Raw genomic sequence first — 22,441 nt, forward strand, 5'->3', positions numbered from 1 at the left:
TAGTGGACTTTCACCACCAAGTTATAGCCCATGCCGGGCGCACAAAAAAATGCCCCACATGCATAATTCATGTAGAGCGGTAAATGTAACATTCTATTTTTTCGCTAAAAAATGAGCAACTGCTTCGTGATGCGTTTCTCTCCCCCAGAGAATTGAACATTGACGTGACTCTTCAATCATTCGATCTCGCATAAAATCAGCTGTCCACTTTCGTATGGCAATAGACTTATAAGCTCGATGAACAGACGGATGAACAGTGGACATCTTCATGAGGAAATGTTCAAGTCCTTCTTCAGCGGAACCTCCATAAATTTCTGTCGCCCAACCCACTTCAAGGAGTTGGTCAGCCGTAAACACTTCAGCCTCAGACAACAGACGCAACACACGGTCATGCTTACCGTCTTTCTCAAACAATAATGTCGCACCACCCCAACCAGTCGTAATCGCCAGAGTTCCTTGGATGAAACCAGCTTTTACTGAGGATGAAACAACTCTGTAATCACATGCTGTCGCGATTTCACACCCGCCACCTACAGCCGTTCCATTGACGAGGGCAATGACAGGTATTGGCAGTGTAGCGACCCTATACAATAAGCCTGCCATTTTACTTAACATCGGGTAAGCCTCATCTGTCGTTTGCAAAGCATGAAACTCAGTTAAGTCTCCCCCCGAACAGAATGCTCGGTCACCCGCCCCTGTTATGACTGCATATGCAACATCCGGGTCTCCCTCGATTTGATCAAGATATTGTTCAAGACCTTCCATGACCGCATAGTTAATGGCGTTACGCCTTTCCGGACGGTCGATTGTAAATGTCGCAATTCCCTTTTCGATTGAAATGTTATAAGACATATTCATTCCCCCATTGTTAATTGTTTCTTCTGATATTAACACTGTCTAGCTACAGTTTCCAGACTCATCTTATACTTGTCGGGCCTGGACGGCGTCTTACGCATTTCTATGTTGTCTAGCTACAGGCGCCAACCGCTCGGGTCATCAGTCACATCGGCTGTGCGGCAAAGTGCGCCTTTATCACAAGCCTTCCAGCGCTTTTCGGGGCTAAACGACGCCTTTCGCATTTCTATGTATAGAAAAAAGGCTACCGAGAGCCATGGTCTCACGGTAGCCTTTATAGGCAAATCTTACTTATTCGCCTACAACTTCTTTTCCTTTGTAATGACCGCATGATTTACAAATGCGGTGGGCCAATTTGATTTCGCCACAGTTAGTACAAGTAGTCATTCCCGGTACTTGCAATTTATAATGCGTACGGCGCTTGTTTTTAACTGTTTTGGATGTTCTTCTTTTTGGTACAGCCATCTGGGGCACCTCCTTACGTTCACCTATTCGTCCTTGGATTCAAAGAACTTTGCCAAATCGGCAAGTCTAGGATCCACTTTCGTTTCCAGTTCCTCACGGAGCCTGGCATTGTACACCTCGTCAGTCGTAAATGACCAGCCTTTTCCTTCAGCCTCTTGCATCTCAGCAGCTTTTTCGCTGAAGATTTGCAGCGGCACTTCAAGGAGGACGAGCTCCTCAAATACAGGGGTCGGATCGAATACCTCTCCTACAATTGGATGAATTTCATCATCTGCTGCAAGAACTTCTTCATCCCAGCTGAACTGTTCGTCAGCCTCGATTGAGAACGGTAATTCAACGTCTTCCCATGTTCGTGAACAGGGCAATGTCATCGTACCTTCAAGCCGGAATCGGCAAACCAATTTCTTGGAACCGATTGTACAACTTCCGGTCACTCGGACAGGCGTAATATTCCGGATTTCCGGATTCCGTTTTTTCACGGTTTCAAGGTCGACAGCTTCGTCAAGCGGCATCGCACCTTGTCTGTATCTCTGCAATTGATTGATTGACCATTTCATGTCTATCACCTCAAGACAACAATGTTGATTATATAATGGGCGAAAAGGGATGTCAAGATATTTTCTTGTCACTTCATCAGCCGCATAGGTATAATTAATATTCATTGTAGCAAAGGAGTGATACTTTTGAAAGCCTCAGGAATTATTGTCGAATATAACCCGTTTCATAATGGACATCTTTACCACGCAGAGCAGGCAAAAAAAATGACTGATTCGGATATTGTCATCGCGGTCATGAGCGGTAATTTTCTTCAGCGTGGTGAACCGGCTTTTGTCGATAAATGGGCGCGTGCAAACATGGCGTTGAATAACGGTGTAGACATCGTTTTAGAGCTTCCTTATACATTTGCAACCTCTCATGCTCCTTCTTTCGCTCGCGGCGCCATACAGTTGCTGGACGCCGCGCAGTGCAGTACATTCTGCTTCGGCAGTGAAGATGGTGCAATTGAATCTTTTGAAAGAAGTCTTCACCTCATTCAACAATCCAATGAGGACTATGAAAAAACTATTAAAGAAGCAGTCGGACGTGGAAACAGTTATCCAAAAGCACTTAATGAAGCATATCAAACAGTTGCTGATTCCTCCGCATTTGACGGGAGTCTTGCTGACCTTTCAAAGCCAAATAATATTTTAGGTTTTCATTACATGGAAGCGGCAGCTGCTATAGGTTCCAACATGACAGCAATAACAATTCCACGCATTGTTGCTCAGTATCATGACGACGCCGTAGTCGGAAACCAAATTGCAAGTGCAACAGGTATCAGAAAGTCTTTTTTCGAAATTGATTCGCTTGATGCAGTTGTAGATTTTATTCCTGATTCAACACATGAAGTCCTCCTCAGTTGGAAAAAGGAGAGACAACTCTTCGGCAACTGGCAGTCATTCTATCCTCTGCTCCGATTCACAATTTTACGTGAGGGACCGAAACGTCTTGCGGAGATTGCGGACGTTACAGAAGGTATTGAGAACCTGTTGTACCGCGCTGCAGCTATTAACGGCACGTTTGAAGGCTTTATGAGTGCAATTAAATCTAAACGCTATACCTGGACTCGCTTACAACGTATGTTAACGCATATATTTACTGGCTTCACGTATAATTTACGCAGTGAAATGAAAGCGCCTGCCTATCTCCGCTTACTTGGTATGACTTCTGCAGGGAGACTTTACTTGAATGAACATAAAAAAAGGCTGAAGCTTCCTCTTGTTAGCAAAGCAGCCGCCTTTTCACATCCTTCTCTGGATTTCGATAGTCACGCATCCGATATGTATGCGCTCGGAATTGGAAAAGGAACGCTCCATTCTAAAATGGGTATGGATTATAAGACGCACCCAATCATCATTAAGTGATCGTTCATTTTTCATCTAATGTTGCTAAATACTCAAGTGCATCATCCACATCTTTCACCGGTACGATTTTCATTTTCGTACCGATTTTTTCTGCCATTTTTACGGCTTCCTCATAATTTGTCATTATCCCTGGATTTACCTCTCTAACTTCGTCTGGCAAATCATCGTCTGGCGCAAAGAATATTTCTACATCTTCACGGGATGCTGCAATGACTTTAAAGTCAGCTCCTCCAATTCTGCCCACGGTTCCATCTTCTAGCATCTCTCCCGTTCCGGCGATATTATAACCCTTCGTCATATCTTCATCGAGCAACTGATTCATGATTTCAAGTGTGAACATCAGTCCTGCTGAAGGTCCTCCGATATTAGACGTTTTGAAATCGATTTCCGGATTGGTTGTAAGTGTCCGATCTTCTTCAAAACGAACACCAAGTCCTGCACGTCCGTCACTATCCGGAATTTCTTTTAACGTCAATGTGACATCTAGCATCTTTTTGTCCCTTTCCAATGAAATCGCTACTTCATCGCCTAATTTCTTTTCACCAATTAACGTAAAGAACTCTCCCGACTCCTTCAGTTTCACACCATCAACCTCACGGATTTTATCTCCTAATTCCAAAATGCCATCTGCCGCTCCTTTTTCGAGAACCGACATAACGAAAACACCATCAAATTGGATGTCAACAGGAAGTTCAGCTTTATCAAAAGCAACCGTAATGGCATTGAATTGAGAACCTGTCATCAGTTTCTTCTGTCGAATGTTATATTCCTTGTCATTTTCGCCTTCTCTTCTAACATTCTCCGCCGGAAGAAGCTTTCTGTTATCCGTAAATTTTGATAAGACGTACGAAGCAGGTGTCGCTTTTGCCACTGAAATCGTCATAAGACTAAACGTACCTTCATCATCTTTATCTCCACCTACAACCTCAACAAGTGGATCCAAGTCATATGCACCACCCGGAGATGAAATATAAGAATCAAGTGGATATATGAACAAAATAGCTATAATTACCAGCATTACCCCGATTAAACCGAACCGTTTCTTCTTCAATTTACGTACACCTCCGTTAATAGCCTGTACTTCCATTACATATATATAAGTGTAGCACCAAAAAAAGACTTGCAAAACCTTTGTTCATAAATAGAGCAAAAAGGAGCGTAGTACATAATCGATGAAAAGCATGTACGCCTTTATCAAGTTATAAATTTGACTGTTGTTTGGGGATTAATCATACTGTTTATCTGGCAACCGGGAACAGCGCACGCTGGGGCAGTAGCCGGTGCACAGTTATTTATCCATGCGCTACTTCCGTATTTACTACCCTACATTATTTTGACACAATGGCTTTTAAAAATGCCTAGCCATTCAAAAAAGGTACCAAAGTGGAGACGGTTTTTGAAAGCATATGTGCTGGGGTCTTTCGGAGGTTTCCCAGTCGGTGCCGTAACGGTAACTGAAATGATGAAGAACGGCGAACTATCGAAAAAGCAAAGCGCTTTACTCTTAGCTATATGTCATGCACCTGGACCGATGTTTATCATTGGTTTCGTTGGAACTGAACTTTTTGGTGACATCAGTTCCGGTTGGAAATTGCTAATAGCCATTCACATCGCAAATGTCTCATTTTTTCTACTAGCACTCATTTTTCGGATACAAGGCGACGATTCAGGTATCCCACCTACAGATTTACCAAAAAAAGTTATAGGAATGCCCCTCCTTGACGCTATTAAAGAAAGCTCTACAATCATTGTTCTCGTCGCAACTACGGTAATTTTCTTTTCCTCACTTGGGACTGTTTTATCGACCGTTTTCACTTCCGCATTTACTGTGGAGATGGGAATTGCAAAAACCTTTGCATTGGCCATTTTTGAAATGACATCAGGCGTCCAAGCTGCAACAGATCATTTTTATGGTTTTCCCATTTTCCCATTTCTCATTGCAGCAATTATTTCCATGAATGGTTTGAGTATCCACATGCAAGTTTTTGTAATCGCGAAGTCAAGCTCTCTTTCAATGACCCCATACGTTATTGGGCGAATCTGGAGTGTTATTCTAGTTCCCGTTATTTTCTATTTCTTGTATTAAACACAAAATGGTTATGATGAAATAATAATTTCATCATAACCATTGATTACTTAATTATGCTTCGTACTTTATTTTCAATGCTTCGTACTTTGTTTTCAATGCTTTTTCAACTTGAATTGGCACAAGTCCTGTAATGGAACCGCCGTATTTTGCTGCCTCTTTAACCATACTCGAACTGAGGAATGAATACTGATTGTTTGTCATGATGAAAAACGTTTCAATGCTTTCATCAAGGTATCTGTTCATTGAAGTAATTTGCATTTCGTACTCAAAATCGGAAACAGCCCTTAATCCACGTATAATAGCAGATGCACCTATACTTTTTGCATAGTCTACAAGTAATCCTGATGAAGAGTCTACTCTTACATTCGGGAAAACTGCTGTCACTTCCTCTATAAGTGCCACCCGTTCATCAACGGTAAAAAGTGAATTCTTCGATGAATTATTCATCACTGCAACTCTCACATCTCCAAAAACCCTGGCCGCTCTCTTGATAATATCAAGATGCCCATTTGTCAGTGGATCAAAACTCCCTGGAACAACCGCAATTCTAGACATTACTGAACCTCCATCTCGTAAATTGATACAGCGCTATTTCCATAAACTGAACTCTTAACTTTGTGAAACGTACCAAACGATTCTGGTAATCCGAACTTTTTATCATGTTCACATACTATGACAGCATTTTCAGTTAGGAGACCTGCTTCTGAAAATTCCTGAGCGAGATTATAAAACTTCGTTTCTGCGTATGGAGGATCAATAAAAAGAAGTTTCACTTTCTCTTCTTTTGTCAGCAAAAGTTTAACCGCATTTTTTGCGTCTGTACGTTGAATAAGTAATTCTTCCGTGAACCGGCATTTCTCCGTATTGGCCTTGATCATCGCACATGCATTAGTATTTTTTTCGAATATGTATGCCTTATCTATTCCCCTCGACAATGCCTCCAAAGAAAGGGATCCGCTGCCTCCAAACAATTCAACGGAAATCCCACCATCAAAGTAAGGACCAATCATGTTGAATACGGATTCTTTCACTTTATCCGATGTCGGACGTGTATTTGTCCCTTGAATGGACTTCAAGGGAATACCTTTTCTAGTCCCTGCAATAATTCTCAATTGTCTTCCTCCTCTAGCAGTGTCGAAATTCTGGTGATATCGATTGTGTCTGCCGTTTTCTCGATACTGAGAAGGAACAATCGTTTAAACCAATTTTCCTCGAAATAAAAATCGTCTTCCCGCACTTCAAAAGGCATCGTTACGAAATCATATTTATGTTCATTATAAACGTAAAAAAGATCATTCTTCGGAAACCTGAATTTTCTAATTTCATTTTCAATATAAATGGATCTATCATTCGAAGTAACTTTATAACCTGCGAGACTTAATATCTTTTTAGCGGGATAGAGGGTTTTTTCGTCCTTCAAAATGATTTGAATGTCTGAAAAAGCGCTACCTTCAAAATAGATCTTACGCGAATCTTCTACTAAGAACGGATAACTCGATACACTTTCTTCAATATTCTTATTGAAATAAGATATCTTAAATCCTGTTGCCTTACCAGCAAGCCTATCCAAAACGGTTGCATCGATTTCTTGTCCCACCCTGTCCTTTAGAAGTCCTTTAAATGTTTCGAGTTCTACGGCGCTCATCGATTCACTTAGGGTCTGATACAGTTTACGTGATGTAATCGAACCCGCGGCCTTTCCCGAAAGAATTGAAGCCGCCAATTCAGCTGTCAGACGTTCTTTATCCGGAATGATAAATCGATTATACATCGCTGCCGTCAGAAAGCGGTCTGATACTTTTTCCGCATCTGTATTTTCTGAAATAACGAACCTTGTGGAGTGAACAGTTGGGTTAGTGTTGTCAATTACAACCGTCGAGTGGTCTGCATCAATCGATTTAAGAGCTAAATCCACATCACCAAGCCTCTTAACATCAACGCCTTTTCCAAAAACAGACAACCTATCCCCCGCGTAGAGAAGAGGCAATCTATTTTTCTGCCAATATAAATCCGTAACCCCGCCAGATCCTCGGTATAATGCATAATCAATAGACGTCATTTCTTTTGTGCCTACGCGCTCGAGACCATTCACCCATAATCCACCAATCCCAGTTTCATCGGTCATATGAAATAATGTGAACGATACCGAAGAGCCGTAGAGCGCAGTAAATGGTTCTTTGAACAAGGCATTCTTTTTCATTTGGCCTTTTTTGGGTATTTCATAGGAAATGGACTGTCTGTCATTTTCCCCTTCAAGAAAGGCTGTGGTGTTTTCGTCTAACCGATTACATGACATTGCGTCTGATAGATAACATGTACGATTAACACTTTCTTCTGGCCAAATAATTTCATGCCGTTTATTTGATAAACCACTAAAGTTATGACGAACTACGAGTACATCCGAACGATTGATTACTTCAATCTCTTGTGAATAAGTTGAAGCCTTCGTTTCTTCTGAATTCGCACCTGCCGATAGATAATAATGCATATAAACGAGAAGACCATTCACACTTAGCAGAACGAGTATAATTCTTGCAATAATTTTCAAATCTACACCCCGCAGAATGAATTGATGAATGCGCCCGTGCATCCATAATGGTATGATAAGTCTAGATTTACGTATTTGGAAAGGTAGTGGTGATTATGATACTTAATCAGCGATTCATAGAGCTTGGTCAGGGTTATGGAGATGTGTATGAATTATGCGAGTTGATCAATACAAATAGAGGCCGTCTGCATAAGACGTTCATCTTATCCTCAGAAACGCCTTTAGGCCATGCGCTTTCTCTTGCAGCAGCCTTCGAGCCCGCAAATGATAGTCAGTTCATGCCCGTTTATATTTGTAGAGAAGGAATTATACAAAAGGATAACGACAAGTCAAAAAGAAGAGTACTCTTTGAAGAAACAGCGGAAAAGGCTGGTAGCATACCTGTCTATATCGAGTTGAAAAACTCTTCAGAATTTGCAGAACCTGAGTTATTCTTTCAATATGCGACTGGAATTCTTCGCATCAACAAGTTGCTTCCTCCGTTACGATAATTTTATAAACCGGTTTTATAATCGTATTCTTTCGCCCTATCAGGTTTAGTATTTTCAAATTCCGTTTTCACAAACGGTCGGTAGGACGGAAGAACTTTTTTCACGGATGGTAGACGTTCTATTTTACCCATAACCGTGTCGACATCCTCCATATTGCAATACAGAACGACATACTTCATCGTTCGTGATATATAATGGACGTGACCATATTTCCGAAATGATTTTGCTTGTTTTAAATGATGAAGATAAACAATGATTCCTTGACGATCAATCATAGATTTCCCCTCTTTTCCTAACCCATACAATACCATAGTAGAGAAATGGGCTGCAACAAAAGAAAAGCGAAAGGCGCCTGAAAAGCTGAAGGCAGTCAAAGTACGCCGCGTCCTGCGGCAATGACTGCATGACCTACATCCTGTAGGCCTCCGACAGGCATAAGGCGGATCGGCGGAGCGGCGCTCTTTGCCGCATAGCCGATCCGACTTATGAACCGAGGGGCTGGCGCCTGTAGCTAGACATCAAATATTGCTGACAGCGTAAATTTTTTGAATTACAATTAGTATAAGCATTTGGCGCAAAATGGCGCTTTGAGTCTATAAAACATAAACAGTTTATTTAATTAGGAGGTTCATGAATGGGTAGAAAAACAAATGTGGCTCTTACAGTAGGTGCAGCAGGAGTTGCTGCTTGGGCCGCTTCTAAAGTTGTCGCAAAACCAGTACCTCGTGAAGGTAAGAAAGCGCTCGCTTTTGATAAACCCGTTATTTTAGCTCATCGGGGAGGACTTTCCGAAGCCCCTGAAAATACATTAACTGCATTTTCTAATTCAGCCGCACTCGGTGTACATGGATTTGCAGTAGATATTCGGCTAACAAAAGACGAAGAGATTATTGTCTTCCATGACGAATTTACAGATAGAACTACGGACTTTTCTGGAAGAGTTGCTGATTATACACTAAGCGAATTGAAATTAGCAGATGCGGGCTATCGATTTGAGGACGATGCTGGGCAACATCCCTATCGTGGTAAGGGTGAGGTAATCCTAACTTTGCGAGAATTAATCCAACAGTTTCCGCATATGTTGATTGCCATCAATCTTAAAGATTCGCCAGACATGTACGAAGGCAGCCTTATGCCATCGAAACTTTGGAGACTTCTCGAAGAACTAGACGCAAAAGACTGTGTAGCTGTGACAAGTCCTTATGATGAACAGACGGACAGGTTTAACTTGTATGCTCAAAACAGGGTAGCTACTGGTGCAGGTGAGATTGAAGTGAAAAAAGCATATGCTGCTTTCACAAGTAAATTTGGTCATCTTTACAGTCCACGTGCAGATTTTTTTCGGATTCCTGAAAAGCTCGGCGTATTTCCCCTTGGAACTGAAAGTTTTATCAACTTTCTAACAGACATTAACGTACCCGTTTATTTTGAAGGCGTTTCTGATAAAGATTCAATTATCAAACTCCTTCATGCAGGAGCGGCGGGTTTCATAACAGATACCCCTACTATTGCAATGGAAATTGTGCAAGATAATGTAAGTTCATCCTAACAAAAGAGAGGTTGCTTGAATGTCAATGACATTCAGGCAACCTCTCTTTTGTTGTAAAGCTTGAAATCCTGTATTCTCTTATGCTGAACACGAGCAGCCTCCACCGGTTCCACAGCTTCCACCACATGAAGAATCTGAAAAGAATGCGCTACCGGCCGGAACTTTTACTTCATCTGACACCGATTTTGCAATGATGGAACCGATTTCGTCAAGTACATATTGCACATCATTTTCGGTCAAACGGAGTTCCGCTACCCGGTCATTCATATCGAGTGCTCTTTTTTGAACACGGATACTTTTCATTACTATATTATAATCCGGATGATATCTCCCGAATCGTTGGACTTCCTCATATCGTTCCTTCATGATCGTGAACTCTTCAATCGTCTTCACTAGGTCGGCATCCGAATAAACATCATCGTAAGCTTTTCGGTAACTTGCCACCACTTCTGAAGCGAGAAGCATTTCAGTCAGTTCTTCGGCATGTTCAATGATGGTGATCCATTCGTCTGTCATCATATGAATAATCCCCTCCACTCACTGCTTATCATACCAGATGAAAAGGCATGCATGCACCTATTCAATTTCCATTTCTTTAATATCCAGAAATGTTTTTTCAGAAAGAGCTCGCCTTGCCTCATCAAAATCGGAAAATGGAATCATACCTTCAGCAGTGTGCTGTGTTTTCTCATGACCTTTCCCAGCAATTAGAACGACATCTCCCGGAGCCGCACAAAAAATCGCTTTCCGAATCGCATATTTACGATCCAGTACCGCTTCGATCGCAGAACAATCTCCTCCAAACCCCTCCATAATGTCCCTTATAATCGTCAGTGGATCTTCATTTCGGGGATTATCAGAAGTAACAATAACACTGGATGAATACAAAACAGCGAGTTCTCCCATCAAAGCTCGTTTCCCTTTATCCCGTTGTCCTCCACAACCAAAAACAGTTATTAATTTTCCATAACATGAATTGGATAATGTCTTTAATACTGATTCCAGTGCATCAGGTGTATGCGCATAGTCAATATAGACCTTTACACCATCACGCTCTACTAGTTGCAATCTACCTTCTGGGAGTTGAAGCGCGTTACAGTGCGGTACAATCTCATCTAAAGTGTAACCTAAGACAAGTAGCGCACTGATAGCGGCTAATGCATTCATGCGATTATAGTGACCTGGAACGGCAGGGTTCATTTTCAGTTCCGGTACTCGGACATCTGCTGAAGTAGTTGTTCCAAAGTAAATAATCGGAGTCGTACTATTCTTAGTCATTTCCATACATTGTTCATCATCCTGATTGACAATCATCGTTTCTGCCATTCCGATTAAGCGCTTCTTTGCATTGATGTAGGATGACTTTCCACCATGCTCCTCATAATGATCAGTTCCCACGTTTAACAATAAGCCAATATCGATTTCACAATGGTCTAAGCGATTTGTGGATAACCCTAATGAAGATGCCTCAAGAACAATATGAGTGACACCTTCTATTTCACATTTTTTTAACAAAGGATGAAGATATTCCGCTGGTAACGTTGTCATTTTTGGACCTTCATACTCACTGTAAACACCATCGACAAAAATGCCTGTTGTTCCTATGACAGCCGCTTTTTCCCCTAGACCTTTCAATAATTGACCGATGAAATGCGTGACTGTAGTCTTCCCATTGGTTCCCGTCACAGCTATTACCTTCATACGTTCCGCGGGACTACCAGCTAGTCGTGCACTGGCATGCGACATAAAAGTTTTACAATCGGGGACAACGATACTAACTGTCCCGGCTGGAATTTCAGTCAAATTCGTTCGATCTATAACAATAGCCGTCGCGCCTTGTCTAATCGCTTTTTCAATGTATGACGCTCCATCATAATAAACACCCTGCCTCGCAACAAAGATGTAGCCTTTTTTTACTTGTAAAGAGTTTTCAGTAATTCCCGTGACCACAGTCCTAAGTTCGCCGCCGCTGACTGTACAAGGCCAGTCTTTAAGAAGCTCCGTTAATAACAGCACCAGTCTCCCCTTCCCGAACATTTTTCTATGAAAACGAATATATTGAGAGCGAACATACTTTATCGTATGAAGAGAACTCAATGAACGTCACGAAGAAAGTTGGGAGCCTTATGATCGTTCAAAAATTTGGCGGGATAGCAATGAAAGACAAGAAAATGAGATTGAATTGCATTAACCATATAAAAGCTGGATTGCATGAATTTGGCGACATTGTTATTGTCGTTTCTGCAATCGGTCGTTATGGTGATCCTTACTCAACGGACAGCCTACTTCAACTAACGGATGCCTTTTTACCCACGACAGCCGCTAGCGACCTTGTCGCATCTTGTGGCGAGCTCATAGCGGCAGCGGTGTTGTCTGCCGAGCTAGAGCAGGCTGGTGTAGAAAACACAGTTCTTCATGGTACACGGGCAGGCATAATGACAACGGGTGTCTATGGCGATGGAATGATTAGTACGATTGATACTACGTCGATTCGACAAAATCTAAAAATGACCCGTTGTGTAATCATTCCAGGTTTTCAAGGAGTTGCTGAGAATGGGCAGACGATGACACTTGGAAGAGGCGGAAGCGATTTGTCTGCCATTGCCCTTGCTGCTGCACTCCAAGCATCTCATGTAGAATTCTTTAAAGATGTCCCCGGTGTCATGACCGACGATCCACGCGAGGCGAAAAATCCTATTAAACTAGACTTGCTAAAGTTGGAGGAATTCATTCCCCTGCTGGATTGTGAAAGACCAATTATACAAAAACGTGCGGCGCTCCATGCAATGAAAAAAGCGATACCCCTATATATAAGAGGTATCGCAGGTACAGAATCAGGTACATGGGTTTTGCCTTAGGCAGCAATAAAATTTACTGCTGCCTTTTTTCTTCATCAGTCATACGAACCAAAACTTGTGTGTAATATTTTCCATATGCACCTGTTCCAAGATTTGTTACATCTTTTTCAAGCAATACACTTCGGTGGGCAGGCGAATTGAGCCAACCATGCACCGCCTCAATCGCATCCACATAGTTAAATGCTATATTTTCACGTGCTTTACGATGCTCAATTTCCGCTTCTTTCAACCTATCCGCAAGATTTCCAGTCACTGGGGATTCATGGGAAAAGTAATTTTCTAGCGCCATATCCTCGCTATGCTTTCTAGCAACTTGTGTCAGTTCATAGTCGCTTTCCACTTCACTTATACCATGATTTTTTCTATAAAGGTTTGTTAATTCATAAAGTTGTCGTTCCATAGCACGGTCCACTTCTATCTGCATTGTGGATGAAGGATGATCCGCACTTACAATTTCACCCATATAGGTCATATCATAAGGTTGATGGAGGACAAGTGTATGTGGATCTATAAAGCGCACAGCCTCCAGTTCACCGTCAATCCCGTCAAAGTAGAGTTGTGCATAGACACCTTCATAAGCAATGAGTAACCTATTTTTTATATCCTCACCATTCAATGTAAACGTATAAACACTTTCACCCGTGTGCACACTTACTTCTGATTCAACTATCGTAAACCTGTAAATGTCTTTTACGTCTTGACCGTGTTCAAAAGGTTCAACATCAGAAGATGAATCAGCTGAGTATATCTGGTTCACTTTTTCACCTATTACTCCGACCATTAATTGCACACCTTGGTCATAAATCCACCAATCGTACCCATAATCGGATGGTTCAATCCTGTCCGGTTCACCAATCTTTTCGATTAGCCTATCTACACCTTTACCGACATACTGAGATATGCCAGATTCAGGTCTTGCTGCCTGATTCATTGAAACCCCTTCACCTTTTCCGGGGATTGGTATGGCCGTTCCGTGTTTCACTGGTGATTCAAGCGGTTCATTCTCTTTCACTCCATCATCTAAAATATAAAATACCAATAGGACGATGATGAGTAGAAGTATTATTTTCCAAAGAACTTTCATTTTTCGCCCTTCTTTCCTAATCGGTAGTTTAGTCATTTCATTTCTAGCTGATTCCATAAATGAGTTGCTCTATTCATTATACTTCATCAGAGCGATAAAAAAAGCGAGGTACGTCTAATTCTAAGTCATTCACTTCTTGACACAATGTTGTCATTGCAACTGTCAGTGATTTGTTCTATTATAAATAGGTATAGGGAATTGGCTGGACGATATATGAGGAGGATATAAACTATGTATATTGAGGATACAGGCATTGAAAATATTGTAACCGACTTATCAATACTTGACGAAATTATGTTAAAACACGATCTTGTCCGTGCAGGACAATGGGACTACGAACGAGCGACATTTGATAAGAAGTATACGCTTAAAGAAGGTACATACTATTTGCGCGTATTCAGTTACACAACTGATGGTGATGTAGATACACGCGAAGCAACTATGATTCTAAAAAAACCAGTTGTGGGTAAACATTATTATCCGCACGGCGTTGAGTACGGCGAAGGAGAGCATTTCCCTGCAAGTCTTATTAAGGACTGTATCGCAACATTAAAAGCAGTAAGTGCTGAACTTGAACCTTTCAATGTAAAAAAATGATTTTATTGCAGAGGCCGAAGAACTTAAAGTTCTTCGGTCTTTTTTCGTCCTCTATTATTCAAAACTTTTTCACTACTCAATCACCTAATTCTTGGTTATAATTGAAGTAGCGAATACTTTGGAGGAATGACCGTTGTCAAAATGGCTAACAAAACGTAATTTCATCATAATACTAAGTCTTATCCTCATCACCTTGACTTCCATTATTATCCTACCCGTTTCGTTGCCAATCATCTTCGCACTACTGATAGCATTGATAATTGAACCTATCGTCAAAATGACTGAAAAGAAGTTCAAGTGGAATCGTAAAGTATCAGTCATAACTGTCTTTATGTTTACCCTCGCAATTATTACTATTTTGCTCTACTACACGGTTACTCAATTGTTTGGTAAAATTATTGATTTCACGAAAGCAGCACCTGACTATTTCAATTCGTTGTCGGGTGTATGGATTGACGTTCAAAGTAAGCTATTACAATATACCTCAGGAATGCCTGATGAAGTCGTTATATCTGTTCAGAAAGAATTTAAGAATATATTCGACTCGATCCGTAAATCGATACTCGATTTTCTGAACTACGAGAGGATTATGTCACTTATGGCTGAAATTCCAAACTTCCTTGTCAGTTTTTCAGTCTTCATCATAGCTTTATTCCTATTTATGCTTGAACTTCCCGAATTGAGAAAAATGTTGTTTAGGCACCTAACAACGTCAACGGCAGAAAAAGTGCGGTTTATGATTACACGTCTTAACTCAGCTATATTTGGATTTTTGAAAGCGCAGCTATTAGTCAGCTTAATCATTCTGGCGGTTACATTTGTCGGTCTACTCCTGATTATTCCTAAGTATGCAATTGTCATGTCACTTGTCATTTGGTTTATTGATATCATTCCAATTCTTGGTTCAATCCTTATACTTGCACCCTGGTCGATGTATCTGTTCATTAGTGGAGATGTAGCAACAGCGACACAATTGACTATTTTAGCAGTTATCCTACTAATAATAAGGCGAATTGTGGAACCAAAGGTGATGGGTTCACAAATTGGGTTAGCACCGCTCCCCACACTAATTGCGATGTTCATCGGATTGAAGTTGTTCGGCTTCCTCGGATTTTTTATCGGTCCATTAGTAGTCATATTGTTTACAACAGCACGTGAAGCCGGGTTCATCAAAATGAATTTCAGAATTTAAAAGAGTGAAGAAAAAAACTATATATGGTACGTGTCAGAAATCCTGCTAATACCACTTCTGCGCTGGATGGTCTATTTTAGATAGCGCATTTCGTTACCTGGGATTTGATTGCAACCTATAGTATAATGCGATAAATCGAGTGAATGCATTTAACAACAGTAAACATAGATGGAATGAAACAGAGATTCTGCTAATACCGCTTCGACGCTTTGTGGATGCCTCCCGCGATAAGCCGGAAAGAAGTTCACTTTCAGTCTTATCGCTCCGGCTACCACGAAGTCGCGCCTTCGCTGGATGGTCTCTTTAAGAAAGCACATTTCACTATCTGGGATTAAATCTGCAACCTATAGTGCGCCATTCTTAAATTAAATCAGTATCAAATAGTAATCACATTATAATCTCAGTCCATATATCTCAAAATCACTTTCAATAATGAACACCCCAGCGAAGGCGCGGCAAAGGGGTCTCCGAAGCCGTGAGACTGGATGCGAAGCGCTAATCCTGGCTTACGGCCAGAGGCATCCCCAAAGCGCCAAGCGATCTACAATCCACACTCCGAACCCCAACTCTCCCATTGTGCCCTAAAATAGTTCCTACATTTTACAAAGCGAGCCTATTCTCAATAAAATCGAGAATAGGCTCGCTATTTTTTGTTGCTTATAGATACGCACATAAATTGGTGGTCGCCTTTGTAAAAAGCTAAGGTAAATGTAAGCCTTTTTACGAAACAAAACTCAATTAAGTTAATTACCCATGCATCGTCAATCGTTGACGTTCGCGAAGTGCTTGCGCAGTGATTTCGTCCGCATTTTCCCGTTCTTCTCTATTCCATTTAATGAAAATGCTACCAAGGACACCGACATAAACAATTTCTTGAATTACTTTCATGATAATACCGCCAAGTTGTTGATCAACCAATGATGGCATATTCGTAAATAGCTCAGGACCTGAAATACCTAACCCAGATAACCCCGCTAGCGTACCTGCAGGTACACATAGCGCCATCGCTTTTAACCAAGCTTCTCCGGATTGGTAGGTTTCATAAACAGGTACATCTACGAAAATGATTAGAGAACATGCTGGAGTGATTAATATTGCACTTAATATGATATAACCAATCTTTTTCAAACCATGAAGCTTTGGTTGACCTTCCAATGTATTAATGACTGGCCACCAGAGAAATATAGCTGCAATAAACAGCGTTATCGTAAATATGGAGTGAAGGATAAGGCTCATTTTCACATTATCTAGGATAAGGGGTAAATGATAGAATGAAAACATACCGCTAAAGAACAGTACGCTTAGAATCGGTTTAGTGAAGAATCGGAAAACCTTGTCAATAATCTTGACATCAAAAACCTTTTTCCACATCCAATTTGGAATACCCATAATGATTAATGGAGCAACGATTAGTAACAAAACTGCCATTTGTACCATGTGCATTGAAAATAGGATATGACCCATTAAATCCACTGGTGAACCTTTTAAGACGTAAAGCAGAATCATACCAGTCATGAATAAAAATACCTGACTTTTTTTAACCGGATGCGAGTCTTTAAATCGATGGCGCATTTTCGTCGACATTACTAGATACAAAGCCATACCGAGTATGATAAATAGTAAGAACCATGGACTCCATAATGCCTGGAATCCAAATATGCTTAAAGGCATTTGAGATCGCTCCTTCAATAGTTTCTTTCTCCATTATAAAGCGAATGGCACCGTAACTCAATGTACGAACTATGACAGTTTTTTTAAAATAGTAAAAGCCTGTGGAGAGTAGTATCTTCCACAGGCTTTTACATCTATTAATTACCACCAAACGATTGTTACAAAAGTTAAAACAACAGCGAATGAAAGTAATACTCCCGAATAAATAAACATTTGAGGAACTTCATGTCCTTTTTCGCTCATATGCATGAAGTAATACAACTGTAAACCGACTTGTACTACAGCAAATAACAGAATCGATGGAATAATCAAGAACTTTGAAAATCCAACGACATCAGATTGGTATGCCATAACCATTGAAAAAGACATGATAGTCATGAAAATCATAAGTGAAAACATCATGACCTGATTACGCATGGACTTACGTGCACGTCTCTGGTCTAAGTTAAATTCAGCTGGTGACTTTTTATAAACTTGGATGTCAGACATATTAACCTATCACTCCCATCAAGTAGACTACAGTGAAGATGAATACCCAAACTACGTCAATGAAATGCCAGTACAACGAGAATGTATAGAATTTCGTCGCGTTATACAAGTTCAGTCCGCGCTTAGAATTACGATAGACAAGCAGCGTTATCCATACAAGTCCGAACGCTACGTGGAGACCGTGCGTACCAACAAGTGCATAAAATGCCGAACTGAAAGCACTGTTATCAAATGTGAAACCTAATTTAATGTAATGTACAAACTCATACACCTCAAGCCCTAAGAATCCAAGGCCAAGGAATGCTGTAATGACGAGCCATAGTTGCATTTTCTTAAAATCATAATTTCTCAAATGATACATTGCGTAAACACTCGTCAATGATGATGTTAAAAGAAGCAACGTCATAACAAAGACAAGCGGTAATTCAAAAAGTCCTTGAGATGAAAACTCAAAACCACTTGGACCTTTGTTCTTTAAAGCAAGATAAGTTGCAAAGAGCGTTGCAAACAAAATCGTTTCTCCGCCAAGGAAAAGCCAAAAGCCGACAAATTTATTTTTCGCTTCAAGCGTTGCTCTTTCTGGATGATCTGGCCACGTCTCAGGGGTGAATTTTTTATTCAAATCCATTATTGTTTGCCCCCTTTACGTTTTAAATCTTTTAAGATGTCTTCTTTCTTAACATAGTAACCCATATCGTCTTTTAATGAACGTATTGCCATTGATACGAAAGTGAAGAGCAGACCAAAGATTAAAACCGATAAGCCCCATGACTCTTCAGTGCGGTACATCGCACCAAATCCTGCAATGAACAAACCTAAAGACATCAAAAATGGAATGAATGAACCGTTTGGCATATGAATGTCCTGAACAGGTTCAGACGGTGTAATACCCGTCAAATTACCTTCCAATTTTTCAATATGCACAGTGTCAAGACCACGTACAAGTGGTGTCTGTGCGAAGTTATAGAATGGTGGTGGTGATTCAATCGCCCATTCTAGTGTTCGTCCGTCACCCCATGGATCATTTGCAACACGTACTTTTTTAACCGAAGTGATAACTATATTTATGACTAAGACTATAATCCCGATTGCCATAAATACCGCTCCCACGGTACTAATATAGTTAGATAAGTTCCATCCTTGTCCGTCCATGTATGTAAATACACGACGAGGCATTCCCCAGAAACCTAACCAGTGTTGAATCAAGAATGTCAAATGGAAACCGATAAAGAAGAAAACAAAAGTTACTTTACCTAGCATTTCATTCAACATTGTACCGAACATTTTAGGCCAGTATAGATGTGTACCAGCAAGTATAGCAAAAACAGTACCTCCAACGATTACGTAGTGGAAGTGAGCAACAACAAAGTATGTGTCATGCAATTGGTAATCAAGCGGTGCAGTACCTAACATAACACCTGTAACTCCACCCATAACAAACGTTGGGATGAAACCTAATGCATAAAGCATCGGTGTTGTTATTTTTATACTTCCTCCCCACATGGTGAGTAGCCAGTTAAATATCTTGACTCCGGTAGGTATGGCAATTGCCATTGTCGCTACAGAGAAGATAGCGTTCGCCGTCGGTCCAAGACCAACCGTAAACATATGGTGAGCCCAAACCATGAATCCAAGGAATCCGATAAGGACGGTAGCGAATACCATCGCGGAATAACCAAAGAGACGTTTGCGTGAGAAGATTGAGAAAATCTCTGAGAAAATACCGAAAGCCGGTAAAATTAGTATATATACTTCAGGGTGACCAAAAATCCAGAATATATGCTCCCAAATAATTGTATTTCCACCCATCGTATGATCAAAGAAATTCCCTCCAAACATTCGATCAAACGTAAGAAGGAAAAGTCCTACCGTAAGTGGTGGGAATGCGAACAAGATCATTGCTGATGCAACAAACGTAGTCCATGTGAAAAGTGGCATACGCATGTATGTCATTCCCGGAGCACGCATGTTAATAATTGTGACGAGGAAGTTAATTCCCCCAATTAACGTACCCAGACCTGCAATTTGAAGACCTATTGCATAAAAATCGACACCATGTCCTTCTGATACCATTGCGAGAGACGCATAAGAAGTCCAACCTGCATCGGGAACTTGACCAACGAACCATGAAACGTTTAAGAATATACCACCGAACATGAACAACCAAAAACCTAATGAATTTAGGAATGGGAATGCGACATCTCGTGCCCCGATTTGGAGCGGCATGACGGCGTTCATGAATCCAATTAATATCGGCATGGCCGCAAGGAAAATCATCGTCGTTCCGTGCATCGTAATAAGCTGATTAAATATCCCAGCGCTGACGAGATCGTTGTTTGGCGTTAGAAGTTGCAAACGGATGATCATCGCTTCTATACCGCCGACTACGAAGAAGAATCCTCCACCAAGGAGATAAAGGATACCAATCTTCTTATGGTCGACTGTTGTCAGCCAATCCCACAGCGTTGCGCCAAAACCTCTTTTTTGAGCAACTGAACTCAATTTGTTTACCTCCTCTTCAATTTCACGTTAATAATTACTTTTCTACCGAAAGACCCATAAGGTACTCTGAAATTGCATTTAATTCATCGTCGGAAAGCTGTTCACCGAATGACGGCATCAAGTTTCCAGGCTTGTATTTTTGAGTGTCAGAAATCCATTCAACTAAGCTTTCTTCTGTGTGATCCATAAATCCTGCAACTCGATTACGGTCGCCGAATGATGCTAAGTTGGGGCCTTGCGCTCCACTTTCACCAACCGCGGAAGTTGCGTGGCACATAATACAGCTTTGTTGGAACAGTTCTTCACCTTGAGTTGTTGCTGCAGCGACATCTGTCGTTTCTTCGCCAGTTGCTTGCATCGCTGTAACCCATTTGTCAAACTCGGCTGACGGTAACGTTTTCACTTTGAAATCCATTAATGCATGTGATGGTCCGCAAAGTTCCGCACATTTACCGTAAAATACACCGTCTTTAAGATCTTTCGACTCTTCGTCAAACGTTAAGTAAAACTTATTGACGTTTTCAACGTTCGTGTCGAGCTTACCTCCAATTGCCGGAATCCAGAAGGAGTGCTTAACATCCGCTGCTATCAAGTTGAAATATACTTTTTTTCCAGTTGGTACAACAAGTTCCTGTGCTGTAACGATTCCGAGGCTTGGGTATTCAAACTCCCACCAGTATAGTTTCGCCGTAACATCGACGACAAGGTTTTCAGCATTTCCATCCTCATCTACTGTTTCCATCGCTGTAACATCACTGAATTTATATGTGTAATAAACAGTAGGTACAGCTAGAAGGATTACTAGAAGAACCGGTATGACCGTCCACACAAGTTCCAATGTATGGCTTCCTTCAATGTCCTTAGGTACATGGTCTTCACCTAATTTTGAACGTCTGAAGCGAACAATTGCAACTAAGTAAATAGCCATTACTACGACAATAACGAACAACATAATTGATGATGATAATATCAACAATTTGAATTGATCTTTTCCGACTTGTCCTGCCGGAAGAAGTGTGGATAGCTCTTGTTGGCCACAACCCGCAAGGAATATGGTTAGAGCTGCTAATAGAGAAAAAAGACGCCACTTTTTGAGTCCTTTCATCATCGCTTAATGATACCTCTCTTTCTAAAAATGATTTCTTAATACTTGAGGACGATTGACCTCTTTATGTGAATTCCTGTCTAAAGAAAGAATTCCGGAACACTAGATGAATATCGAGAAAATGATCATTGAAACAAATAGGATTGTCATGTAATTCAATGAATAGATAAACATTCCTGTAGCCCATTTAAGATCATCTTTGGCTTTAAAGCCCTTAAGCGCTAAATAAAGCCATCCGATATTCAACGCGGTAGCAAGAACTAAGAAGCCTATTCCAAGTCCGCTAAGTAGAAATGGGATTGGAAATAAAAACAGTACCCATGCAAGCATCGATTTCTTAGTTCTAGCAAAACCTTTTACAACAGGCAGCATTGGAATATTCGCTGCGCGGTATTCCTCTGTTCTTCGCATCGCCAGTGCATAAAAATGAGGCGGTTGCCATACGAACATGATTAGGAATAATGCCCAAGCACCTGCTCCCAGTGCTGGCTCGACCGCAGCCCATCCGATTAACGGCGGTATGGCTCCTGAAACACTTCCAACAACTGTATTACTAACATACCTGCGTTTCGACCACATCGAATAGAGTACAACATAACTGAAGATACCTGCAAGTCCCCAAAGACCAGCTGCTACAGAAGCGGAAAACAAAAGAACTTCACCTACAACGATGAAAATCAGTGCAAGTGCCAATACAGCCGGTGCCTTAAAGCGTCCGGTAACTGTTGGTCTGGACTTCGTTCTCGTCATAACAGGGTCAATATCGCGATCAATTAAATTATTAAGTGCCGCAGATCCGGCAATAATCAATCCAGAACCGACAAGAGCATAGATTAGCAAATCTATATTATGTAGAAAGTTTTTACCGGTGAATTGAAACGCAAGAAATAGTCCGGTAAAAGTAGTAATCATATTCGAGTTGACGATGCCGATTTTAATAAGCGCAAGGAAGTCTTTATAAAGAGACGCAGTCACTGCTTTTGATTCGGCAGGTGCAGAAATGGTATGACCGTTTGACAAGTTACCCCTCCTTTCATGGTTG

At 41.0% G+C, this 22,441-nt stretch carries 24 protein-coding genes; 7 read left to right on the top strand and 17 right to left on the bottom strand.

Annotation, left to right across the window (positions count from 1 at the left end):
- Positions 1–93 precede the first annotated feature (93 nt).
- The 3 genes from AC25Y6_RS10365 to AC25Y6_RS10375 form a co-directional block, all read right to left on the bottom strand.
- Positions 94–852: an enoyl-CoA hydratase/isomerase family protein gene (locus AC25Y6_RS10365; RefSeq protein ID WP_488142976.1), complete on the bottom strand. Its 759-nt coding sequence runs from the start codon at positions 850–852 to the stop codon at positions 94–96.
- 294 nt (positions 853–1,146) lie between these two features.
- Entirely contained in the window at positions 1,147–1,320 is a 174-nt protein-coding gene (gene rpmF / locus AC25Y6_RS10370) for a 50S ribosomal protein L32 (RefSeq protein WP_067211505.1), read from the bottom strand.
- 23 nt (positions 1,321–1,343) lie between these two features.
- Positions 1,344–1,877 carry a YceD family protein gene (locus AC25Y6_RS10375; protein ID WP_482100343.1) on the bottom strand — a complete coding sequence of 178 codons (534 nt, stop codon included), beginning with the start codon at positions 1,875–1,877 and terminating at the stop codon, positions 1,344–1,346.
- Between the two features lie 117 nt (positions 1,878–1,994).
- Between AC25Y6_RS10375 and AC25Y6_RS10380 the strand changes: the two genes are divergently transcribed.
- Positions 1,995–3,224, top strand: coding sequence for a nucleotidyltransferase (locus tag AC25Y6_RS10380; protein ID WP_488142977.1), 1,230 nt, complete (start codon positions 1,995–1,997; stop codon positions 3,222–3,224).
- Positions 3,225–3,228: 4 nt separating this feature from the next.
- On the opposite strand, the gene AC25Y6_RS10385 is transcribed toward AC25Y6_RS10380, so the two are convergent.
- Positions 3,229–4,311 (bottom strand): SepM family pheromone-processing serine protease, encoded by a 1,083-nt coding sequence (locus AC25Y6_RS10385; protein WP_488142978.1) that lies wholly within the window; start codon positions 4,309–4,311, stop codon positions 3,229–3,231.
- Between the two features lie 120 nt (positions 4,312–4,431).
- Between AC25Y6_RS10385 and AC25Y6_RS10390 the strand changes: the two genes are divergently transcribed.
- Positions 4,432–5,310 carry a hypothetical protein gene (locus AC25Y6_RS10390; protein ID WP_482100340.1) on the top strand — a complete coding sequence of 293 codons (879 nt, stop codon included), beginning with the start codon at positions 4,432–4,434 and terminating at the stop codon, positions 5,308–5,310.
- A 54-nt stretch (positions 5,311–5,364) separates the two neighbouring features.
- On the opposite strand, the gene coaD is transcribed toward AC25Y6_RS10390, so the two are convergent.
- The 3 genes from coaD to AC25Y6_RS10405 are packed head-to-tail and all read right to left on the bottom strand — an operon-like array spanning position 5,365 to position 7,861.
- Positions 5,365–5,868, bottom strand: coding sequence for a pantetheine-phosphate adenylyltransferase (coaD, locus tag AC25Y6_RS10395; protein ID WP_482100339.1), 504 nt, complete (start codon positions 5,866–5,868; stop codon positions 5,365–5,367).
- Positions 5,868–6,425: a 16S rRNA (guanine(966)-N(2))-methyltransferase RsmD gene (gene rsmD / locus AC25Y6_RS10400; protein ID WP_482103887.1), complete on the bottom strand. Its 558-nt coding sequence runs from the start codon at positions 6,423–6,425 to the stop codon at positions 5,868–5,870. The genes coaD and rsmD overlap by 1 nt, the downstream gene beginning before the upstream one ends.
- Positions 6,422–7,861: a hypothetical protein gene (locus AC25Y6_RS10405; RefSeq protein ID WP_488142979.1), complete on the bottom strand. Its 1,440-nt coding sequence runs from the start codon at positions 7,859–7,861 to the stop codon at positions 6,422–6,424. The genes rsmD and AC25Y6_RS10405 overlap by 4 nt, the downstream gene beginning before the upstream one ends.
- Before the next feature lie 95 nt (positions 7,862–7,956).
- On the opposite strand from AC25Y6_RS10405, the gene AC25Y6_RS10410 reads away from it, so the two are divergent.
- Positions 7,957–8,352, top strand: coding sequence for a DUF7147 family protein (locus AC25Y6_RS10410; RefSeq protein WP_488139445.1), 396 nt, complete (start codon positions 7,957–7,959; stop codon positions 8,350–8,352).
- 2 nt (positions 8,353–8,354) lie between these two features.
- On the opposite strand, the gene AC25Y6_RS10415 is transcribed toward AC25Y6_RS10410, so the two are convergent.
- Positions 8,355–8,627, bottom strand: a complete 273-nt coding sequence (locus AC25Y6_RS10415) for a YlbG family protein (protein WP_482100335.1) — start codon at positions 8,625–8,627, stop codon at positions 8,355–8,357.
- 359 nt (positions 8,628–8,986) lie between these two features.
- Between AC25Y6_RS10415 and AC25Y6_RS10420 the strand changes: the two genes are divergently transcribed.
- Positions 8,987–9,901 (top strand): glycerophosphodiester phosphodiesterase family protein, encoded by a 915-nt coding sequence (locus tag AC25Y6_RS10420; RefSeq protein ID WP_482100334.1) that lies wholly within the window; start codon positions 8,987–8,989, stop codon positions 9,899–9,901.
- 78 nt (positions 9,902–9,979) lie between these two features.
- Here the strand turns inward: AC25Y6_RS10420 and AC25Y6_RS10425 are convergent, their stop codons facing one another.
- Positions 9,980–10,420, bottom strand: a complete 441-nt coding sequence (locus AC25Y6_RS10425) for a YlbF/YmcA family competence regulator (protein ID WP_488142980.1) — start codon at positions 10,418–10,420, stop codon at positions 9,980–9,982.
- A gap of 57 nt (positions 10,421–10,477) precedes the next feature.
- A complete protein-coding gene (locus tag AC25Y6_RS10430; protein ID WP_488142981.1) occupies positions 10,478–11,917 on the bottom strand; it encodes a UDP-N-acetylmuramoyl-L-alanyl-D-glutamate--2,6-diaminopimelate ligase in 1,440 nt (479 codons plus the stop codon).
- A 110-nt stretch (positions 11,918–12,027) separates the two neighbouring features.
- Between AC25Y6_RS10430 and AC25Y6_RS10435 the strand changes: the two genes are divergently transcribed.
- A complete protein-coding gene (locus AC25Y6_RS10435) occupies positions 12,028–12,759 on the top strand; it encodes an amino acid kinase family protein (RefSeq protein WP_488142982.1) in 732 nt (243 codons plus the stop codon).
- Between the two features lie 13 nt (positions 12,760–12,772).
- Here the strand turns inward: AC25Y6_RS10435 and AC25Y6_RS10440 are convergent, their stop codons facing one another.
- Positions 12,773–13,843 (bottom strand): CAP domain-containing protein, encoded by a 1,071-nt coding sequence (locus AC25Y6_RS10440; RefSeq protein ID WP_488142983.1) that lies wholly within the window; start codon positions 13,841–13,843, stop codon positions 12,773–12,775.
- Between the two features lie 231 nt (positions 13,844–14,074).
- Here AC25Y6_RS10440 and AC25Y6_RS10445 point away from each other — a divergent pair, with 231 nt between their 5' ends.
- Both AC25Y6_RS10445 and ytvI read left to right on the top strand, forming a co-directional pair.
- Positions 14,075–14,440 carry a YugN family protein gene (locus AC25Y6_RS10445; protein WP_482100329.1) on the top strand — a complete coding sequence of 122 codons (366 nt, stop codon included), beginning with the start codon at positions 14,075–14,077 and terminating at the stop codon, positions 14,438–14,440.
- 133 nt (positions 14,441–14,573) lie between these two features.
- A complete protein-coding gene (ytvI, locus tag AC25Y6_RS10450) occupies positions 14,574–15,632 on the top strand; it encodes a sporulation integral membrane protein YtvI (RefSeq protein ID WP_488142984.1) in 1,059 nt (352 codons plus the stop codon).
- 747 nt (positions 15,633–16,379) lie between these two features.
- Here the strand turns inward: ytvI and ctaG are convergent.
- From ctaG to cyoE, 6 genes are all read right to left on the bottom strand, one after another.
- On the bottom strand, positions 16,380–17,303 hold the full coding sequence (ctaG, locus tag AC25Y6_RS10455) for a cytochrome c oxidase assembly factor CtaG (protein WP_488139452.1): 924 nt from the start codon (positions 17,301–17,303) through the stop codon (positions 16,380–16,382).
- Positions 17,304–17,444: 141 nt separating this feature from the next.
- On the bottom strand, positions 17,445–17,792 hold the full coding sequence (locus AC25Y6_RS10460) for a cytochrome C oxidase subunit IV family protein (RefSeq protein ID WP_488142985.1): 348 nt from the start codon (positions 17,790–17,792) through the stop codon (positions 17,445–17,447).
- Position 17,793: 1 nt separating this feature from the next.
- Positions 17,794–18,420 (bottom strand): cytochrome c oxidase subunit 3, encoded by a 627-nt coding sequence (locus AC25Y6_RS10465; protein WP_482100325.1) that lies wholly within the window; start codon positions 18,418–18,420, stop codon positions 17,794–17,796.
- Positions 18,420–20,294 (bottom strand): cytochrome c oxidase subunit I, encoded by a 1,875-nt coding sequence (gene ctaD, locus AC25Y6_RS10470; protein ID WP_488142986.1) that lies wholly within the window; start codon positions 20,292–20,294, stop codon positions 18,420–18,422. The genes AC25Y6_RS10465 and ctaD overlap by 1 nt, the downstream gene beginning before the upstream one ends.
- Positions 20,295–20,328: 34 nt before the next feature.
- The gene (coxB, locus tag AC25Y6_RS10475; RefSeq protein ID WP_488142987.1) at positions 20,329–21,402 is read right to left on the bottom strand and encodes a cytochrome c oxidase subunit II; all 1,074 of its coding nucleotides are present in this window, start codon (positions 21,400–21,402) and stop codon (positions 20,329–20,331) included.
- A 99-nt stretch (positions 21,403–21,501) separates the two neighbouring features.
- On the bottom strand, positions 21,502–22,419 hold the full coding sequence (cyoE, locus tag AC25Y6_RS10480) for a heme o synthase (RefSeq protein WP_482103875.1): 918 nt from the start codon (positions 22,417–22,419) through the stop codon (positions 21,502–21,504).
- Positions 22,420–22,441: the final 22 nt, after the last annotated feature.

The sequence above is a fragment of the Sporosarcina sp. Y1004 genome (assembly GCF_057669665.1).

Excerpts from the sequence above, each read along its gene's own strand:
- AC25Y6_RS10420 (WP_482100334.1), top strand. The coding sequence starts at position 8,987 with ATGGGTAGAAAAACAAATGTGGCTCTTACAGTAGGTGCAGCAGGAGTT.
- AC25Y6_RS10385 (WP_488142978.1), bottom strand. The coding sequence starts at position 4,311 with ATGGAAGTACAGGCTATTAACGGAGGTGTACGTAAATTGAAGAAGAAA.
- AC25Y6_RS10375 (WP_482100343.1), bottom strand. The coding sequence starts at position 1,877 with ATGAAATGGTCAATCAATCAATTGCAGAGATACAGACAAGGTGCGATG.
- AC25Y6_RS10410 (WP_488139445.1), top strand. The coding sequence starts at position 7,957 with ATGATACTTAATCAGCGATTCATAGAGCTTGGTCAGGGTTATGGAGAT.
- AC25Y6_RS10445 (WP_482100329.1), top strand. The coding sequence starts at position 14,075 with ATGTATATTGAGGATACAGGCATTGAAAATATTGTAACCGACTTATCA.
- AC25Y6_RS10415 (WP_482100335.1), bottom strand. The coding sequence starts at position 8,627 with ATGATTGATCGTCAAGGAATCATTGTTTATCTTCATCATTTAAAACAA.
- coxB (WP_488142987.1), bottom strand. The coding sequence starts at position 21,402 with ATGATGAAAGGACTCAAAAAGTGGCGTCTTTTTTCTCTATTAGCAGCT.
- coaD (WP_482100339.1), bottom strand. The coding sequence starts at position 5,868 with ATGTCTAGAATTGCGGTTGTTCCAGGGAGTTTTGATCCACTGACAAAT.
- rpmF (WP_067211505.1), bottom strand. The coding sequence starts at position 1,320 with ATGGCTGTACCAAAAAGAAGAACATCCAAAACAGTTAAAAACAAGCGC.
- AC25Y6_RS10425 (WP_488142980.1), bottom strand. The coding sequence starts at position 10,420 with ATGATGACAGACGAATGGATCACCATCATTGAACATGCCGAAGAACTG.
- ctaG (WP_488139452.1), bottom strand. The coding sequence starts at position 17,303 with ATGCCTTTAAGCATATTTGGATTCCAGGCATTATGGAGTCCATGGTTC.
- AC25Y6_RS10440 (WP_488142983.1), bottom strand. The coding sequence starts at position 13,843 with ATGAAAGTTCTTTGGAAAATAATACTTCTACTCATCATCGTCCTATTG.
- AC25Y6_RS10465 (WP_482100325.1), bottom strand. The coding sequence starts at position 18,420 with ATGGATTTGAATAAAAAATTCACCCCTGAGACGTGGCCAGATCATCCA.
- AC25Y6_RS10435 (WP_488142982.1), top strand. The coding sequence starts at position 12,028 with ATGATCGTTCAAAAATTTGGCGGGATAGCAATGAAAGACAAGAAAATG.
- AC25Y6_RS10365 (WP_488142976.1), bottom strand. The coding sequence starts at position 852 with ATGTCTTATAACATTTCAATCGAAAAGGGAATTGCGACATTTACAATC.
- AC25Y6_RS10460 (WP_488142985.1), bottom strand. The coding sequence starts at position 17,792 with ATGTCTGACATCCAAGTTTATAAAAAGTCACCAGCTGAATTTAACTTA.